This window comes from Streptomyces sp. NBC_00582, from assembly GCF_036345155.1.
In the GTDB taxonomy this organism is placed as follows: domain Bacteria; phylum Actinomycetota; class Actinomycetes; order Streptomycetales; family Streptomycetaceae; genus Streptomyces.
In genome coordinates, this window is the sequence record NZ_CP107773.1 from 211,679 (window position 1) to 226,566 (window position 14,888).

Consider the following 14,888-nt stretch of genomic DNA (forward strand, 5'->3'; position numbering starts at 1 on the left):
GGAAAGCTGAGCCCATCGTCCCATTCGGCATCACCACGGACCGCCTGGCCACCTGTCCCGTACCGAATGGAAGCCGTGGAAATCGCGTTCTTCCGGCTGCCCCTTCTCAGGAGCTCTGTGGCCAGACTGGAACAGTGCGAAGGGGAACAGCCAATACCAGGCGATTACTAACAGACGACAACTGAACGTTACCGATGCTCAGATCACGCGGAATTGCTCGCGAACCTGCGGAACCTACATCGCGGCCCCCAGCGAGTTGGCGGCCAGCAGCGTGTTGAGGAGAGCCACCGTCTCGGGTGAGCTGTCGAGCCCCGTCTCGGTGGAGATTCTGTTGAGCTGGTGGGCGGTGCGCTCGAGTCCGGCTCGGTCGCCGGTCGCGCTGTAGATCTGGAAGAGGTCGCGGTAGAGCAGTTCGGCCTGGATGTCGCAGGTGAGTCCGACGGATGCGGCGTTCGCTGCGGCCCGGAAGTCACGGACGGCCGTCCGGCGCATGGCGAGTTCGTGGGCGACGTCGATGGTGGCGGAGATCATCTCCTGGATGTCGTGTTCGGCCCATACGTAGCGGCTCTGGTCGATGTCGGCGAAGGGGCGGCCGCGGACCAGGGCGAGGGCGTGGGCGAGGGCGGTGTCGGCGTCCTCGCCCTGGTGGTGCATGCCCTTGAGGTAGAGGTCTTTGAACTGGTGCCAGTCGGCGGTGACGTCCTGGTTGAAGGCGTAGACGCCGTTGTTGATGGGCGGCAGGTAGGAGCTGTCGGGGGCGTCTGCGGGCAGGCGTGGGTCGCGCCCGAGCCAGGTGCGCAGCTTGCTGATGGCGGTGTTGCGGGTGCCTGCGTACACGCGCTGGCCGGGCCAGACCGCCTCGTCGAGCTCGTGACGGTTGCGGCCGGGGTGCAGCACCAGCCACGCCGCGATCTCGGTGAGGGAGTTGCGGCGGTTGGACTCTACGCGGCCCAGGGCGCCGACCACGTCGACCGGGCCCAGGACGCGGATCTGCGGAGCGGCGGGCGGGTCGGGCGGTGTGTTCAGGGCCGCGAGGACGCTGGAGGTGACGGCGGTGACCCTGGCGAGGAGCGGCTCCGGCGTCTGCACCTTCGGGGCGGCATTGGGTGCCGGCTCCGGGCCGGCGTCCGTGTCGTCGACGAAGCCGTTGGCGTCGGATGCCGGACCGACCAGGTTGTCATCGTCGGCGCCAAGGTCTTCAGGTACATCGAACGGGGAACGGTCGCGCTGCTGCTCGCTGAGAACTTCGGCGAAGACGTCGTCGAAGTCCGCCGTGGATCCGTTGTCGGGATCGTGAGGGGCGGCCGGCTCGGCGAGGTCTGCGGGGACGGAAGGGGCGTGGCTGACGGCAGGGCTCAGGGCGCTGTCCTCGTCCGGCGCCCACGGCTCCGGCCCGTCGGTGTACGGCGGGTACGCCGTGGAGGCCGGGTCTTCATCGTCGACCGGCGTGCCCGTCGGCGGCATTTCGGCCTCCGGGGACTGTTCCACCGGGAATTCAGGCCCGTCCTGCGGGCCGTATCCGGCGGCCTCCGGCGACAGACCACTGTCGAAGTCCGATTCCGGGTAAGCCTCCAGTCCGGCTTCGGGCGCGGTGCCGGTTGTTGCCGGGGCGAGAGCGCTGAAGTCGGGGAGGGCCACGGCGGAGTCGCTCGCGGACGTCGTGGTGACGTGGACCTGGACGGGGGCCGGCTGGCTGCCGGTGGCCTGCGGGGCGAGCGCCGAGCCGTCGTCGTCCGAGAGGTCGAGGTGGGATGCGGCGTCGGGTTCCGCGGTCCACGGCGGGGCGGGGACGTCGTCGGTGCGGTTGGCCGTTGACAGCAGGTCCAGCAGCGGCGCGTACGCCTCGGCCTCCAGGCGCTGCAACGTGACGGTCAGGTCCAGGCCCGGGAGTTCGACTTCGGCGCCGGGTGCGGCGGGCACGAGCCAGGTGCCCGGCAGCTGGAGAGCCCCGTCGGCGGCGGTGATCACGGCGAGCGCGGTGCGGGGCCGGGAGGAGAGCAGGTCGGCCAGGTCCTCGGCGTGCTGCTCGGTCGGCACGTTCGGGCACATGAGGACCTGGGGGATCCAGGTGTCGCCGCCGTCGGCGCCCAGGCGTGCGGCGAGGAGGCTGTCGGCGCCGGCTGCGTCCAGGGCGCCGCGCTGGAGGGCGTCGTGCGCGCGCACTTCGTCCAGGGCGGAGCTGAGCGCCGGATGGTGCTGGACACGGGCGGGGAAGACGTCCTGGAGTTCGGCGCCGATGCCGGACAGCTGCAGGGAGGTGTCGTCGGTGAGCGCGGAGGAGGCGAGTTCCACCGCCATCCCGAGCATGACCGCGGCCACGTCCTGCGTGCTGCCGTGCAGTTGGAGCAGGCCTATGGTCTCGAGGTTGATCAGGACAGGGTCGCCGTCGGGTGTCTCGCCGATGCTGACCAGGGCCGGGTAAGGGGCGTTGGTGTCGCGGGCCTCGTCGGAGGACAGCAGTGCCGCGCCGCGGCCGGGGCACCACCACACCGCGGGGTTGGACTCGCTCTCGGTGAAGGGGGCGATGGCCGGAGCCGGTGCTGAGAGGTGAACTTCGAGTCCACGCGCATCGAGTCGGGCCGCTTCGATCTCGGGCAGAGGCCGGCCGGTGCGGGCGCAGTTGGCCGCCAGGGCACGCAGAGCCTGGTGAAGCAGATCGAGGCCGTCGGCGGATGCGTTGTTGCGCATCTCCTGCTCGAGGTCGGCGCTGGCTGTGTGCTCGTCGGGCATAGGAATGCGCCGCTTGTGGCGGCGTCGGCGCTGCTGGTGGGCTCGGCGCGCGCCGAGCACGGCCAGTACGGCGGCCGCGAACAGGCTCGTGACCGCGGCCGCGGTGACGGCAACGCTCGGCCCGTCGTCCTCGCCGGCGGTCTCGACCGTAGGCGTGTGCTGGTCGGGGGCCGCCGGGGAGGAGTGGTCGGGCGCAGGGGTGGCGGGCGCGGACGGCTCGGAAGTAGAGGGCATGGGGTCCCGGTTGGTGTCGGAGCCGGCGGCATCACGGTCAGGGGTGTCGGGCTTCTGGGCCGGGGCGGTGGGCGACGCCTCCTTCTCACCGGTGTCCTTGTCCGTGGAGGAGTCCTGATCGGCGCTGGGGTGCTCGTCGGCAGGCTTGTCCTGGGAAGGCGCGGAGGCGGAGCTGGGCAGGACGAGCTTCCACCCGGGGTAGATCTCGTCCGGGTCGGTGAATGTGCGGCCGTCGGCCTGCTTCTTGCCCTGGTTGAGGCGGGCGATGTCCATGTAGTCGCCGGCGTCGCCGAGTTCGTCTTCGGCGATCGTCGACAGGTTCTCGCCGGAGCGCACCGTGTGCTCGCTGTGGCGGGCGCCGGAGGGCTCCGCAGCAGTCTGGTCCTGCTGCTTCCAGTCCTTAGGCATGGACAGTTTCCAGCCCGGCTGGAGGACGCCGCGGGCGGAGAACTTCGTGCCGTCGGTCATGGTGTGCCCGTCGTTGGCCTGGGCGATCTCTGTCCAGCGCGCGGCGTCGCCGAGTTCCTGCTGCGCGATCTTGCTGAGGCTGTCGCGGGGCTGAACGGTGTAGTGGGTGGTGGTCGCCGCCGCGGCTGCGGAGCGGGGTGCGCTGGCAGGTGCGGCCTGCGGCGCTGCAGCCGCGGAGACGTGGGTGGGTGCGTGTGCGGGGGCCGCGTGGGAGGGGGCGGCCATGGCGGTGCCGGCGGGCAGCAGGAGCAGTACCCCGCCGACGAGGGTGGCCGCCAGGCGCTGGACGCCCATTGACGGCATGGACAGGCTCGGCCGGCCGCGCAGCTGGGCGGGGATCTCCAGCACGGTGCACACGGCGAAGACGGCCCAGCCGATCCATCCGCCGGCCATGACCACGGCGAAGAATGGTGCGCCGAGGTTACGGGAGGTCAGCAGCGTGGTGATCTCGTCCAGGGAGACCCCGTGGGGCAGCAGCACGCCGGTGAGGAACCACAGCAGTGCGGGCAGCCCGGCCAGCAACGCGAGCAGGACCAGGAGGCTGGCCAAGCCGCGCAGGAGGTTGACGGCGGGGCGGCGGGAGCGGCGGGGTGTCATGGCGGGATTCACTCCTCAGGAGCGCCGACGCCGTGGAGCAGCTCGGCGGAGGCGTGGCCTTCGACGTCCAGCGAGGGCTGGCCGATGACCTGCAGGAAGACGGTGGGGCGCCGGGTGGTGACGTCGACGGTGATGGTGGTGCCGTTGCCGTCGACGGTGACGGTGCCGTCCACTCCGGCGGCAGTCAGGTAGCGGCGGGCCTCGGCCGCGGCCTTGGCCGGATCGAGGACGACGGCGTCGCCCGGTACGGCCTGCGCGGGGTCGATGGCCTGCGCGCCGGCCCGGGCGGCTTCGGCGGCGATCGCGTCGGCGTGCTCGATGTCGCGGAGCTTGCCGCCCAGGTCGTAGGTGATCCCGAGCATGATCAGCAAGGGGATCACCATGAGGATCCACCACAGGGACAGGGAGCCGCGGTCATCGCGCAGCGGGGTGAGGAGGGTGCGAAGACGCGTCAGTGGGTTCATCGCTGCCGGTACCTGTCGATGACGGAGGTGAAGGACGACTCGACGGTCTTGGATCCGAACCCGGCGCCCAGGTCGGCGAGCGCGACGGTGCAGCGGACGCGCGCGGTGACCGCCCCGTACTGGCCCAGCGGTGCGGAGAAGCCGGAGGTGTCCACGGTGACCGACGTGCTCGCGCAGTGCAGTTTGCTGTCGTCGAACGCCGACTGGGCCGCCGCCTTGGCTCGCGGGTAGGCCTCGTCGGCGGTGCGCGCGAGGGAGGCCTCGCGGGCGGCGTCGGCGGCCGCGGCGTCGACCGCGTTGCTCGCGGTAGTGACGCGCCCGGCGACCATGGCCAGCGCGAAGAACAGCAGGACGGCCGGCACCCACATGACGAACTCGACCGCGATGCGGCCTTCGTCGTCGTCCTGGTTCCAGCGCGCGGGCACGATCACGGATTGGACCACCTTTCCACCGGGCCGCTGGCGTGCTCAGTCACGGTGATGTTCAGGCCGAGGACGGACTGGGCCTTGCCGGTCACGGTGAACTCGATGCGCTCGGCGCTGCTGCTGGCGCTCACCCGGGGGGCGAGCAAGCTGTCGCCGACCCGGTCGAAGACCGCGTCGGCCCGCCGGACACCCTCGCCGGGCGTGCTGCCGTAGCCGCGGGCACCGGCGATCGCCTCGCGGGCGGCGGTGGTCGCCGCGGTCTTGGCGAAGTAGATGTTGCAGGCGTCCACCACCAGGAAGACGAGCAGGAGGGCGGCGGGAAAGCACATCAGCATCTCCAGCGACGCGTCACCGTCGTCCTCGCGCAGCCGTCTCCCCAGGCGGCGGGCCCAGGCGGGGCAGCGCATCACAGGCCCGTCATGCCATCGAGCTTGCTCTGGCCCAGCACCTTGAACGCGGCGATGGCGAGGGCGGCGAAGGCCACGACCCCCACGATCCACATGATCATCGAGATGTTGTTGTCGCCCCGGTCGTCCTCTTCGCGCAGTGTGTCCAGGTGGTGGTGGACGAGTGCGGTGAGTCGGAGCACGGCGGCGTGGGCGGTGGCGGCTATGCGCAGGTTCAGGTCGTTCACGGTGGTGCTCCCTTGGGTGCTGTTCAGACGGAGAAGATGCGGGCCACGGCCGGGAACCCGAAGAACACGAGCAGCACCATGGACAGCAGGGTCACGGGCACTACGAGGCTTTCGGAGGCGGCGTTGGCGCGGGCCTGGTCATCGGCGGCCTGTTCGTCGGCGAGGCTTTCGGCGCGGCTGCGCAGCGTGGCGTAGATGGCGGCGCCGTCGGTGCCGGCGCTGCTGACGATGTCGGCGATGTCGGCGGCGGCCGGCACGTCGAGTTCGTCGGAGATCTGGCGCAGTGCCTCCCAGGCGGGGGCACGGTCGAGGCGGGCACGCAGCAGGGCGGCCTGGATGCGCTGGAAGACCCAGCCGCTGCCGACCTCGGCGGGCCGTTCCAGGGTGTCCTGGGCGCCGGCGCTGGAGACCCGCTCCATCGCGGCGAGTTCGGCGTACGCCATGACTGCCTGCGTGGCCTCGGCGCGGGCGCGGGCGGCGCGCTTGGCGAGCTGGGCGTCGGGCACGAACCACATCCCCGCGCCGGCCAGCAGGCCGACGAGGCCGGAGAGGACGACCGAGAACTGGATGCCGGCCATCGTGACGATCAGGGTGAACAGGGAGGGCAGCAGCAGCCCGACGGCGAAGTGCAGCAGCTTCGCCCCGAACAGCTCCCCGACCGATTCGCCGACCAGGTTCAGGTTCTTGACCGGGATGGTGATGCCGGGCCAGTGGCGCACGCGCTCGGCGACCGCGTCCCCGGCGCGGGTCAGGGCAGGGGGTTCGTCGTCGGTCTTGTGGGACCGGGGAGCGGCGGCGGTGCCGTGCAGGCGCTCCAGGGCGGGGCCCAGGGCGGGCCCGGAGGGGAAGAGTTCGCGCACGAGCAGGAACAGGCCGGCGCCTATGCCGGCGCCGATGAGCAGGGCGAGAGCGAGCGGTGTCATCGGGTCCCCTCCATCTGCTCGGCCGGCTTGGCCGCGGGTGAGGCGGGAGCGCTGTTGCCCATGAAGCCGGGCAGCGTGACGGTGGCGCCGAGCCGGTTCATCCACCAGAACAAGGCGACTACGGCGGCCATCAGGACCAGCATGACGATCATCCCCAGGGGTGTTCCGTACGGTTCGACCTGCTCCTTGTTGAAGGAGGTGGCGATGACGACGACGACGGTGATGGCGCAGATCCAGCGGACCGTGGTGCGGTGCTTGGCCCGGTAGGCCTCGGTGTCGCGGCGGCGCCGGACGATGTCCTTGGTGCGGTTGCCCAGGTCGGACAGGACGTCGGCAAGGCCGGGGCCGCGGTCGCGGATACGCAGGAGCAGCGCCGCGGCGACCAGGTCGGCCCGCGGGTCTCCCAGGGCCCGGGCGAACGCGGTCAGGGCCTCGCGCGGCTCCATCCGCGAGTGCAGCCGCACGGCCAGGTCGGCGACCTCCCGCTCGATCGGCTTGGGCGCGGTACGCACCGAGGTGGCGATCGCGTCCTCGATCCCGATGCCGGTCTTCACCAGGTCGGACAGTCGCTTGGTCCACTGGGCGAGCGCTTCGAGACGCTCGATCTGCTCGGTCGCGCTCTTGTTGGGGTTCAGCAGCCACGGCAGGAAGAAGACGGTGAGGGCCATGAGCAGCGCGGAGGGCAGCCACCCGGTGACAGCCCAGATCAGCATGGCGCCCGCGGCCGCGCCGCCGATCTGCAGGCGCAGCATGCGGCGGGCCCTGGGCGGCCGGGCCTGGCGGACCTTCACCGGGCGGGCGGAGGCGGGGGCGGCGGAGCCGCGGAAGCCGGCAAAGACCAGCAGCAGGCCGGCCACCATGCCCGCCGTGACGAATCCGGCGATCAGCATCCCCATGGTCAGGCCACCTTGCCGCTCGGGCGGGACATCCAGGCCCCGACGTTCTGGAAGTTGGACAGCCACTCCGGGTTGAAGCCGGCGCGGATCAGGTCGTCGAGGCAGGCGGGCTGGACACCGGTGGGCACGGCACGGCCGTCGGGGCCGGGGGTGAAGATCCGGTTGAACGCGGGGGCTCCGCTCAACTCGCTGAACTCACCGGTTACTTCCAGGACCTGGTGGACGAACCGCTCCTTGACGCCGCCGTGTTCGGTTCGGTCGTCCATGTGGATGTGCACGACGAAGTCGAGTGCCATGCCCGAGGTGAGGTAGGCGAGTTCCTGCGTCATGCCGCCGCCGTGCTGGATGCACAGCTGGGCGATGCGGGCGAACACCGCGTCGGCGCGCTTGACGTGGATGGTGCACATCGAGCCGCCCTCGCCGGCGCTCATGGCCTGCAGCATGGGGACGATCTCCCGTGACCGGACCTCGCCGACGATCATGCGGCGCAGCATCATGCGCAGCGACGGCGCGATCAGGTCGGCGAGCTCGATCTCGCCGGCATCCCGTCCGTCGACCCGCTCGCCGTTGCCCTCGCGGGCCTCCATGGGCACGACCTGCTCCAGGTGCCCGACCTCGTGGAGGAAGAGTTCGAATTCGGTTTCCAGGGTGCCGACCCGCTCCTGGGGGTCGATCTCCCGGGCGAGCGCGATGAGCATGGTGGTCTTCCCCACGCCCTGCGTGCCGCTGATCATGATGTTCTTGCGGGCGGCCATTGCAGCCTTGAGGAAGTGCATCAGGCTCGCGTCGATGGTGCCGAACTCCACGAGCTTTTCCAGGTTGGCGTCGCGCACCCGCTGCTTGCGGATCACGACGTACGGGCGGGGCGTGACCTCGATCATGGCCTGCAGGCGCGAGGTGTCCGACAACCGCAGGGCCAGGGTGGGGGAGGCCTTGGACAGGCTGCGCTCACCGGCGCCGTGGCGCCGGGCGAGCATCTGCAGCAGCTCGACGAGTTCCTCGTCGGACTCGGCGATCGGCGCGACCCTGCGGTTGGGCTGGCTCGCGTAGTCCACCCACACGTTGTCGCAGCCGTTGATCAGGATGTTCTCGACCTGGTCGTCGTCCAGATAGGGCTGGAGACGGCCGTGCGCGAACTGCAGGTCGAAGACGGCCTGGGCCAGGCCGGTCTCATCGGCGGAGGTTGGAGAGATCTGCCGAGATGCGGAGAAATCGGCCGCCCAGCGGGCCACGAGGTCCTGGATGATCTCCCACCCGCGCTGCTCGGCCTCCTCGGCCGTCATCTCCTTGCCGGCCGACTCCTTGTAGGCCTGGTACTCCGGCGCCATCAGCGAGCTGAGCTCGTCGCGCAGGGCGCGCACGGTGCCCCACTCCCACAGGGCCGCGCGGCCGGCGGCCGAGGGCGCGCCCGGCAGCGCCGCCGTGCCGGGGGCAGGGCTGCCGGAATTCTCGGCGCGCGGTGCGGCGGCCGGTGGGTGGGGCTGGAACTTCCCCGGGCCGGAGGAATCGGGCCCGGGGAAGAGCGGCCTACCTCGCGTCATGACCGGCTCCCGTCTTCAGGCGGCGCAAGAGGGTGGTGGGGCGGTGCTCCGCCGGGGCGTTCAGCCGCAGTTGCTCCTGTACAGCGAGGGTCTGGAGGGTGCGGGACATCTCCGCGGCCTTGCGCATCAGCGGCGTGGTGCCGAAGCCCCGGCCGCCGTCGCCACCGTGGGAGAGGACATGGGCGGTCTTCTCGTCGAAGGGCAGCTCCGCGAAGATCGGCAGCTGGAGTTCCTCGGCGAGATCGCGGGGGCGGAACGGGCCTTCGCCGACCACGACGAGCCCGATGCGGCTGCTGTCACGTCCGTGCATCTGCAGCGCGGCGCGCAGGGCTTCCACCCGGGGTTTGGCCGCGTGGGCGGCCCGCAGCGTGCCGCGGACGACGACGGCGGTCAGATCCGCGCTGCGGGCCAGGGCGCTGGCGGCGCCCGCGGCCCCGGAGCGGCCGAGGTCGACGAGGATGTCGTAGCCGCTCTCACGCTGTTCGAGGTCGCTGAACAGCTGGCTGAGCCGGGGCCAGGTCTGGTGCAGGCCGGCCGCCTGTGCGGGGCTGATCAGTCCGGGGAGCAGCAGTCGGTTGGCGTCGGCCTCGGGTTCGGACAGGTTCAGCAGCTGCTGCCAGAAGACCTCTTCGAGGTGGCCGCGCCGGTCGGCGATCTGCAGGTGGTGCAGGCCGCGGTCGCCGAAGACCCTCGACTCGAGGTAGCCGGCGGCCACCGACCCGCCGTCGGGGTCGCACTCGGCCAGCACGACCCGCCGTCCGCCGGCCAGCGGCCACGTCAGCAGGGCCGCGAGCGCGGTGGTGGTGGCGCCGGGACCGCCGCTGGCGCCGCAGAACGCGATGACAGCCATCTCAGCCCTCCGCCGGAACGATCACCAGGGAGACATCGCCGGACGCGGCCCAGGTGGCCAGCCGGGTTCCGTCGAGCTGAGTGACGGCGAGGTCGACCACGCGGTCGCCGGAGTTGTCCGGCCCGCCGACCTCGATGACCGTGGCCTGCAACGTCTGCGCGGCCGTGTTGTCGTCGGATCCGGTCGCCGACTCCTTGGGCGTGTGGATGACGTTGACCTTCTGCCCGGGGCTCAGCCGGGTCGCCGGCAGCCGCGCGGGCGTGAGCGAGACCCCCACGAGCTGCTCGCCGGCCTTGACCAGAGGCTCGTCGGTGACCGACGAACGGGTCAGCAGGCTGCCGCGGGACAGGCCCACCGTGGTGCGCTTGCCGATCAACTCCTTGAGGTCCCCGGCCGGAACCGGCTTGAGAGCCGGATCGGTGGCGATCTGCGCCTCGATGAGGTCCTCGGCCTTCAGCTCGGCGCCCATGGGCACGTCCCGGGCGACCGCGATCACCGGCTCACGGTGGCTGGTCACCGTGTACAGCCAGCCGCCTGCTGCTCCGCACACGCAGATCACGGCCGTGCCCAGTGCGATCCAGCTGGACCTGCGCCGGCGGACGACGGGCTGTCGCACCAGCGGCTGCGGAGCCGGGGCCGGGCGCGCGGTGTCGGAGGCTGAGGGGCTGGGTGCGGTGGTCATGAACGGCTTCCTTCGCGGTGCGGGAGCATCAGGGCTTGGCGACGGCCTGGGCCTCGCCGATGGTGATCTGGGCGGGCTCGGCCTCCCGCGTGGTGGTGATGTCGCCCGCCTGGCCGCCGCCGGCCCAGTGGACGGTCCAGGTCGTGATGGCCGTGACGGTGAACGCCTTGCCGGGCTGGGAGCTGGATGTCTTGGTGTAGCGGTAGCCGCAGTCGGGACTGGGCTGCCCGCCGAAACGCTTCTCGTACGGCGTGCCCGCGGTGGTGCACACCTCGGAGCCGCCGTCGCCCATGGTGTACGCGATCTTCTTCACGTTGGCGGTCGCGGTGACGGTGATCCCCGGTGCGGACGCGCTGGCGGTCACCGGGCCCCAGGTGCGGGGGGCCTTGTTGTTCCATATCCACACGGGCATGCCGACCAGGCCGGTCTTGCCCGCCTTGGGGGCGCTGCCGATGTCGGCGCCCAGGAGCCGCATTTTTTTGATCGCTTCCTGCGCGAGCTCCTCGGCCGTCGGGCCGCCGCCGAAGCCCGGCGGCGGGTTCAGGCTCCAGGTGGAGCCACCCGCGAGTTCACGGCCGCCGCCGGGGCAGGTCACGTTGTAGACCTTGCCCTTGGCGCGCTCGGCGTCGCTGGCGGGTGCCGCGGTGCCCCATTCCCAGTCGGCGGCGTCCTTGGCCGGCTGCGGCTCGAGGATTTCCCAGTAGCACTGGCCGACCGGATTGAACCACCCCATGTCCGCGTCGTAGCAGGGAACTTCGCCGATGTTGTCCCACTCGATGTAGCACTTCGCGGAGCCAGCCCCGCCCCCGCCGCCCGGATCCCCGGCGGGCTTCGGCTTCTCGCCCTTGCCTCCGCCCCCGCCACCTTCCGCGTTGATGTCGCAGTCGGGGACGAGCTCGGGGCACGTGACGCCTCCGCCGGGCTTGCCGCCGTCAGCGGCGGCCGGAGCGGCGGCAAGGCCCAGGTGGAGAGGAACGGCCACGGCCGCGGCCGCGAGGAGAGCCCCGCGGCCGCGCAGGCTCAGCATGTTGACCCCTTGTCTATCGTAGAATCGGTGATCATCCACCGGCCGCTGCCGAACTGGGCCTTGGATGTCTGCACCTTGCGCCGATTGTCACCGTCGAGCTGGGACTTCTTGCCCGTCTTGCGGTTCTCGGGGACGAAGGTGCTGCTGTCGACGCAGTCGACGATCGTGGCGCTCTTCGACTCGCCGCCCAACGACAGCGTGACCGTCGGGTTGTCCTTCAACTTCGGCTTGCCCTTCACCACCAGGTCGTTGTTCTGGTAGTAGAAGGCGGCCGCCCGGACCTTCGCCAAGGCCTTGTCGGCGGCGTACTTCTCCAGCTCGGAGCCCTTGAACGAACCGCTTCCGTAGATCTTGACCTGTTCCTTCCACATGCCGTGGTAGGCCGTCAGCACCTGCTCCCGGGCGACCTGCTCCGGGCCGGCAGACGGTGATGCGCTGGTGGTCGCGGGAGCGGACGGCTTCTTTGCGGCCGAGTCGCCCCCGCCTCCGCAGCCGGCCATGAGTACGACGGCGCTGAGACTCACTGCCACCGTGCTCGCGCCGGTCTTGGTGATCTTCGGAACGGATACCTTGGCGGACAGTGCCATGGGCATATCCCCCTCAATCGTGGTCGTGACGGTGCACCGTCCGGCACACCCGGCTGCAGTCCGGGCCTACCCAGTCAGGCGCGTGCGAGCTAAGGAGCGTACGTGGTCAACCTGCGTACAGGCATGGTCATTTCCCGCCGCCAGCCTCGTCCGGGAGGCGCCGAGAGAGCGACACGCCGCGTATGGACCGCCGACCGGGCTACCACCTCGTACGGTTTGCGGAGTGCTTCGGCGGCCTGCCGAAGGACCCGGGCCTCCGCAGGGGCGAGGCCGCGCTCGGTCCTGGACCAACGGGCCTGTGGCAGTCCCAGGATCCGTGCGAGGTCGCCCTGCCTGAGGCCGGCCTCCACCCGGAGGCGAGCCAGATCCGCGGTGTCGACCGGGACGAGCAGCACGCGGACCTCGACACCGAGCGCTTTCGCCAGCGCCGCCACCGTGCTCAACTGCGGAGTGCGGCGACCGAGTTCGTACAAGCTGATGTGCGCTGCGCTCAGGCAGGGCTCGTGCCGGGATGCGGCCTGCGCCAGCCTCTCCCTCGACAGATTCGCACCTGTCCGTTCGCTCAGCAGTGAGGCCGGAGCAAAGTCGGTCACCCCACGACCGGCCACCGTCACGTCCTTCCCGTGCGAACACGGCTCCGGGAGCCCGCGCGCTCCCCATCACCGCGGCCGACACGGACGCATTTGAACGCATGTGACACCCCCTCCGCACGCAACAGCACAGCCTTCAACCACCACCGCCCTGCCGTGAATCTGAGCGGTGATCACCCCGAATCTGACACCGGACCCCAAACCCGTCAAGATCGTTTTGTGGTGCTTTTTCCGTTTTGTTTCATTGAGTATTTGCCGACCGGCAACAGCCCCTGAATCGCGCGGACGTCACTTCGGAGCTGCCGATGTCCGGGCCTCCCGGCGGCGCGCCGCGTGCCGCTTCGCCGCGGAACCGGCCGCCGAGGCGCGCCGGTGTGCCGCCTCGACGACGGCGAGCGAGGCGAGGAACGCGTAGAGGCACGCGGCGACACCCGCGCAGAAGGCGCCGAGCGCGGCGGGCAGCACCACCAGGCGACCCCACGGCGCCGGCAGGTAGATCGTCGTCATCAGCGTGCCGACGAGGCTGACGGCGAGCAGAGTGAAGAGCATGGCCCGCCCGATGGCGCGCGCCGTGGTCATCTCGGCTGACGGCCCTCCTACGGCGCCGGCCCCGCGCCACAGCAGCCGGCGCACGCGTGCGACCCGGCCCCGCGCTGCGGAGACGACGACCTCAGAAACTGGCTTCATGTGAATCCCTCGGACGGTGGGTGGGTGCCCGCCCCTGCTGGGAGCCAGGGACGTGGGCGTGGGCGAGCGGCCTGGTCGGGACGGCACCTATACGGCGATGGCCTCGGGGTGGCCTGCGGGCAGCGTGGGGTACCGGGACTGGACCAGGGCGAGCGCCGCCCGCGTCACGGCGCAGGTGATCCGATGCACGCCGCCGCCGACCAGACCCCCACTCGTGGCCACCCCGCTCGCCGGAACGTCGACGGGCTGCGCGGACCTGGGCCCGGTCACTGTGGTCACTTTGGCCTCCTTCGGGGGATCTTCAACGCCTATAGAGGTGTCGAGATCAGGCGGCGTGTGACATAGCCGGCGGAACTTTTTCCCGCGCGCGGCGCCCTGGGCGCGGCTGTCCTGTGACAGCGAAGCCCGGACGTGCCAACGGGGGAACTGGCCAAGCGACGGCGGACGAGGCAGGGGTACGCCTAGCCTCCGGCCCGCCCTGGACGTGGCACCGCAACGGCTCGCCGCCGCTCCGCCCTGCGGCGTCCCAGGGCCGCTCAGGACCTTGACGAGCTGCATCCGATGATGGTGGAGGCCGTGCACGAGCTACCGGCCGAGTACCCGGGCGGGCGCTGGACGCGACCCTCACCAGCCGCGGGCCCGAGCGCCGATGGCCTGGGAGTGACCGGCCGTCGGCGAGGCGGGACCCGACGGGTCCCGCCTCGCCGACGGCGGCGGTTCACTGCGAGTTGTCGCTCTGCGGCAGCCGACGGGTCTGCAGTAGCAGCAGTTCCACCTGCTACGCCAGTTCCCGCGGCACAGTGGGAAGGAGGTACGGGTTCAGACTCTGGTCCCGCTGCGCCCGCATGGCGTCGACGACCCGCTCCTTGTACCGCAAGGTCCGGTGTGCCTCCATCGCCCTGTGCGTCTCGGCCATCAGTTCGGTGAGCGGCTCTCCCAGGTCGACCGGCAGTACCCGGTGGCCTTGCTGGGCGGCCAGGGCGCCAGCGTCGGTCACGACCACGGTCTTGTCCAGGCCTCCGCGGACCAGCCCGAGCGTCACTGCTGAGGGCTGCGTGTCGGCGGACGGGCTGGTCGCCACGGCGACCGGGGCAGGCTGGGTGTGGTTCTCGGTGAGCGTACGCACGGCTTCTTCGCGGCCGGCTTGGTCGAGCTTGGCGGGCAGCTGCCCTGCGGCGGCCGCGGCCTTCACGCGCTGGAGGGCCTTCTGGTAGCCGCAGCCGGTCGTGCGGTTCAGCGCGCGGGCGATCCGCTCCTGGTTGGTGGTGTTGTGGGAGGACGGGGCCATCGCTTCTCCTTCGTCGCGTCCTGGCGTTGCGGTTCGTCCCACCACGAGCTTGGCCAGGGTGCGCGGTTCGGAAGAGGGCACCGGTCGTCGTTCGCACCCGCGCGGCAGCACGGTTCACCGGGATCCCGGGGGTGGGCCCGGGCCGGCGCGCACAAGCGAGGTGCGCTGTGCCGAGCATAGCGGCCGGTACCGACAACGCCCCCGGCCAGTTCCCAACTTCGTTGTCACAGAACAGCGATGTCCCGTCTCAGCCGGGCGCCGCCGG

Annotated in this window: 16 protein-coding genes; all 16 read right to left on the reverse strand. The window is 71.1% G+C overall.

The features are described from left to right. Positions 1-234: 234 nt before the first annotated feature. Positions 235-4,029, reverse strand: a complete 3,795-nt coding sequence (locus tag OG852_RS50045; RefSeq protein ID WP_330351817.1) for a LysM peptidoglycan-binding domain-containing protein — start codon at positions 4,027-4,029, stop codon at positions 235-237. Between the two features lie 8 nt (positions 4,030-4,037). After that, on the reverse strand, positions 4,038-4,493 hold the full coding sequence (locus OG852_RS50050) for a pilus assembly protein TadG-related protein (protein ID WP_330351818.1): 456 nt from the start codon (positions 4,491-4,493) through the stop codon (positions 4,038-4,040). Next, on the reverse strand, positions 4,490-4,924 hold the full coding sequence (locus OG852_RS50055) for a TadE/TadG family type IV pilus assembly protein (RefSeq protein ID WP_330351819.1): 435 nt from the start codon (positions 4,922-4,924) through the stop codon (positions 4,490-4,492). Before OG852_RS50055 ends, OG852_RS50050 begins: the two co-directional genes overlap by 4 nt. Further along, positions 4,921-5,325, reverse strand: coding sequence for a TadE/TadG family type IV pilus assembly protein (locus OG852_RS50060; protein ID WP_330351938.1), 405 nt, complete (start codon positions 5,323-5,325; stop codon positions 4,921-4,923). The genes OG852_RS50055 and OG852_RS50060 overlap by 4 nt, the downstream gene beginning before the upstream one ends. After that, the gene (locus OG852_RS50065; protein WP_330351820.1) at positions 5,325-5,552 is read right to left on the reverse strand and encodes a hypothetical protein; all 228 of its coding nucleotides are present in this window, start codon (positions 5,550-5,552) and stop codon (positions 5,325-5,327) included. Before OG852_RS50065 ends, OG852_RS50060 begins: the two co-directional genes overlap by 1 nt. A 23-nt stretch (positions 5,553-5,575) precedes the next feature. Next, a complete protein-coding gene (locus tag OG852_RS50070) occupies positions 5,576-6,475 on the reverse strand; it encodes a type II secretion system F family protein (RefSeq protein WP_330351821.1) in 900 nt (299 codons plus the stop codon). Beyond that, positions 6,472-7,371, reverse strand: coding sequence for a type II secretion system F family protein (locus OG852_RS50075; protein ID WP_330351822.1), 900 nt, complete (start codon positions 7,369-7,371; stop codon positions 6,472-6,474). The genes OG852_RS50070 and OG852_RS50075 overlap by 4 nt, the downstream gene beginning before the upstream one ends. Before the next feature lie 2 nt (positions 7,372-7,373). Beyond that, positions 7,374-8,912, reverse strand: a complete 1,539-nt coding sequence (locus tag OG852_RS50080; protein ID WP_330351823.1) for a CpaF family protein — start codon at positions 8,910-8,912, stop codon at positions 7,374-7,376. Then, complete coding sequence (locus OG852_RS50085; protein WP_330351824.1) at positions 8,899-9,762, reverse strand: hypothetical protein; 864 nt, start codon at positions 9,760-9,762, stop codon at positions 8,899-8,901. Before OG852_RS50085 ends, OG852_RS50080 begins: the two co-directional genes overlap by 14 nt. A 1-nt stretch (position 9,763) precedes the next feature. After that, on the reverse strand, positions 9,764-10,444 hold the full coding sequence (locus OG852_RS50090; RefSeq protein ID WP_330351825.1) for an SAF domain-containing protein: 681 nt from the start codon (positions 10,442-10,444) through the stop codon (positions 9,764-9,766). A gap of 28 nt (positions 10,445-10,472) precedes the next feature. Next, a complete protein-coding gene (locus tag OG852_RS50095; protein ID WP_330351826.1) occupies positions 10,473-11,471 on the reverse strand; it encodes a hypothetical protein in 999 nt (332 codons plus the stop codon). Further along, a complete protein-coding gene (locus OG852_RS50100; RefSeq protein ID WP_330351827.1) occupies positions 11,465-12,058 on the reverse strand; it encodes a hypothetical protein in 594 nt (197 codons plus the stop codon). Before OG852_RS50100 ends, OG852_RS50095 begins: the two co-directional genes overlap by 7 nt. 89 nt (positions 12,059-12,147) lie before the next feature. Then, positions 12,148-12,672 (reverse strand): helix-turn-helix domain-containing protein, encoded by a 525-nt coding sequence (locus OG852_RS50105; RefSeq protein WP_330351828.1) that lies wholly within the window; start codon positions 12,670-12,672, stop codon positions 12,148-12,150. Between the two features lie 264 nt (positions 12,673-12,936). Beyond that, positions 12,937-13,335 carry a hypothetical protein gene (locus OG852_RS50110; RefSeq protein WP_330351829.1) on the reverse strand — a complete coding sequence of 133 codons (399 nt, stop codon included), beginning with the start codon at positions 13,333-13,335 and terminating at the stop codon, positions 12,937-12,939. A gap of 87 nt (positions 13,336-13,422) precedes the next feature. Beyond that, positions 13,423-13,614, reverse strand: coding sequence for a hypothetical protein (locus OG852_RS50115; RefSeq protein ID WP_330351830.1), 192 nt, complete (start codon positions 13,612-13,614; stop codon positions 13,423-13,425). Positions 13,615-14,113: 499 nt separating this feature from the next. Next, on the reverse strand, positions 14,114-14,623 hold the full coding sequence (locus tag OG852_RS50120) for a hypothetical protein (RefSeq protein WP_330351831.1): 510 nt from the start codon (positions 14,621-14,623) through the stop codon (positions 14,114-14,116). Between the last annotated feature and the right edge of the window lie 265 nt (positions 14,624-14,888).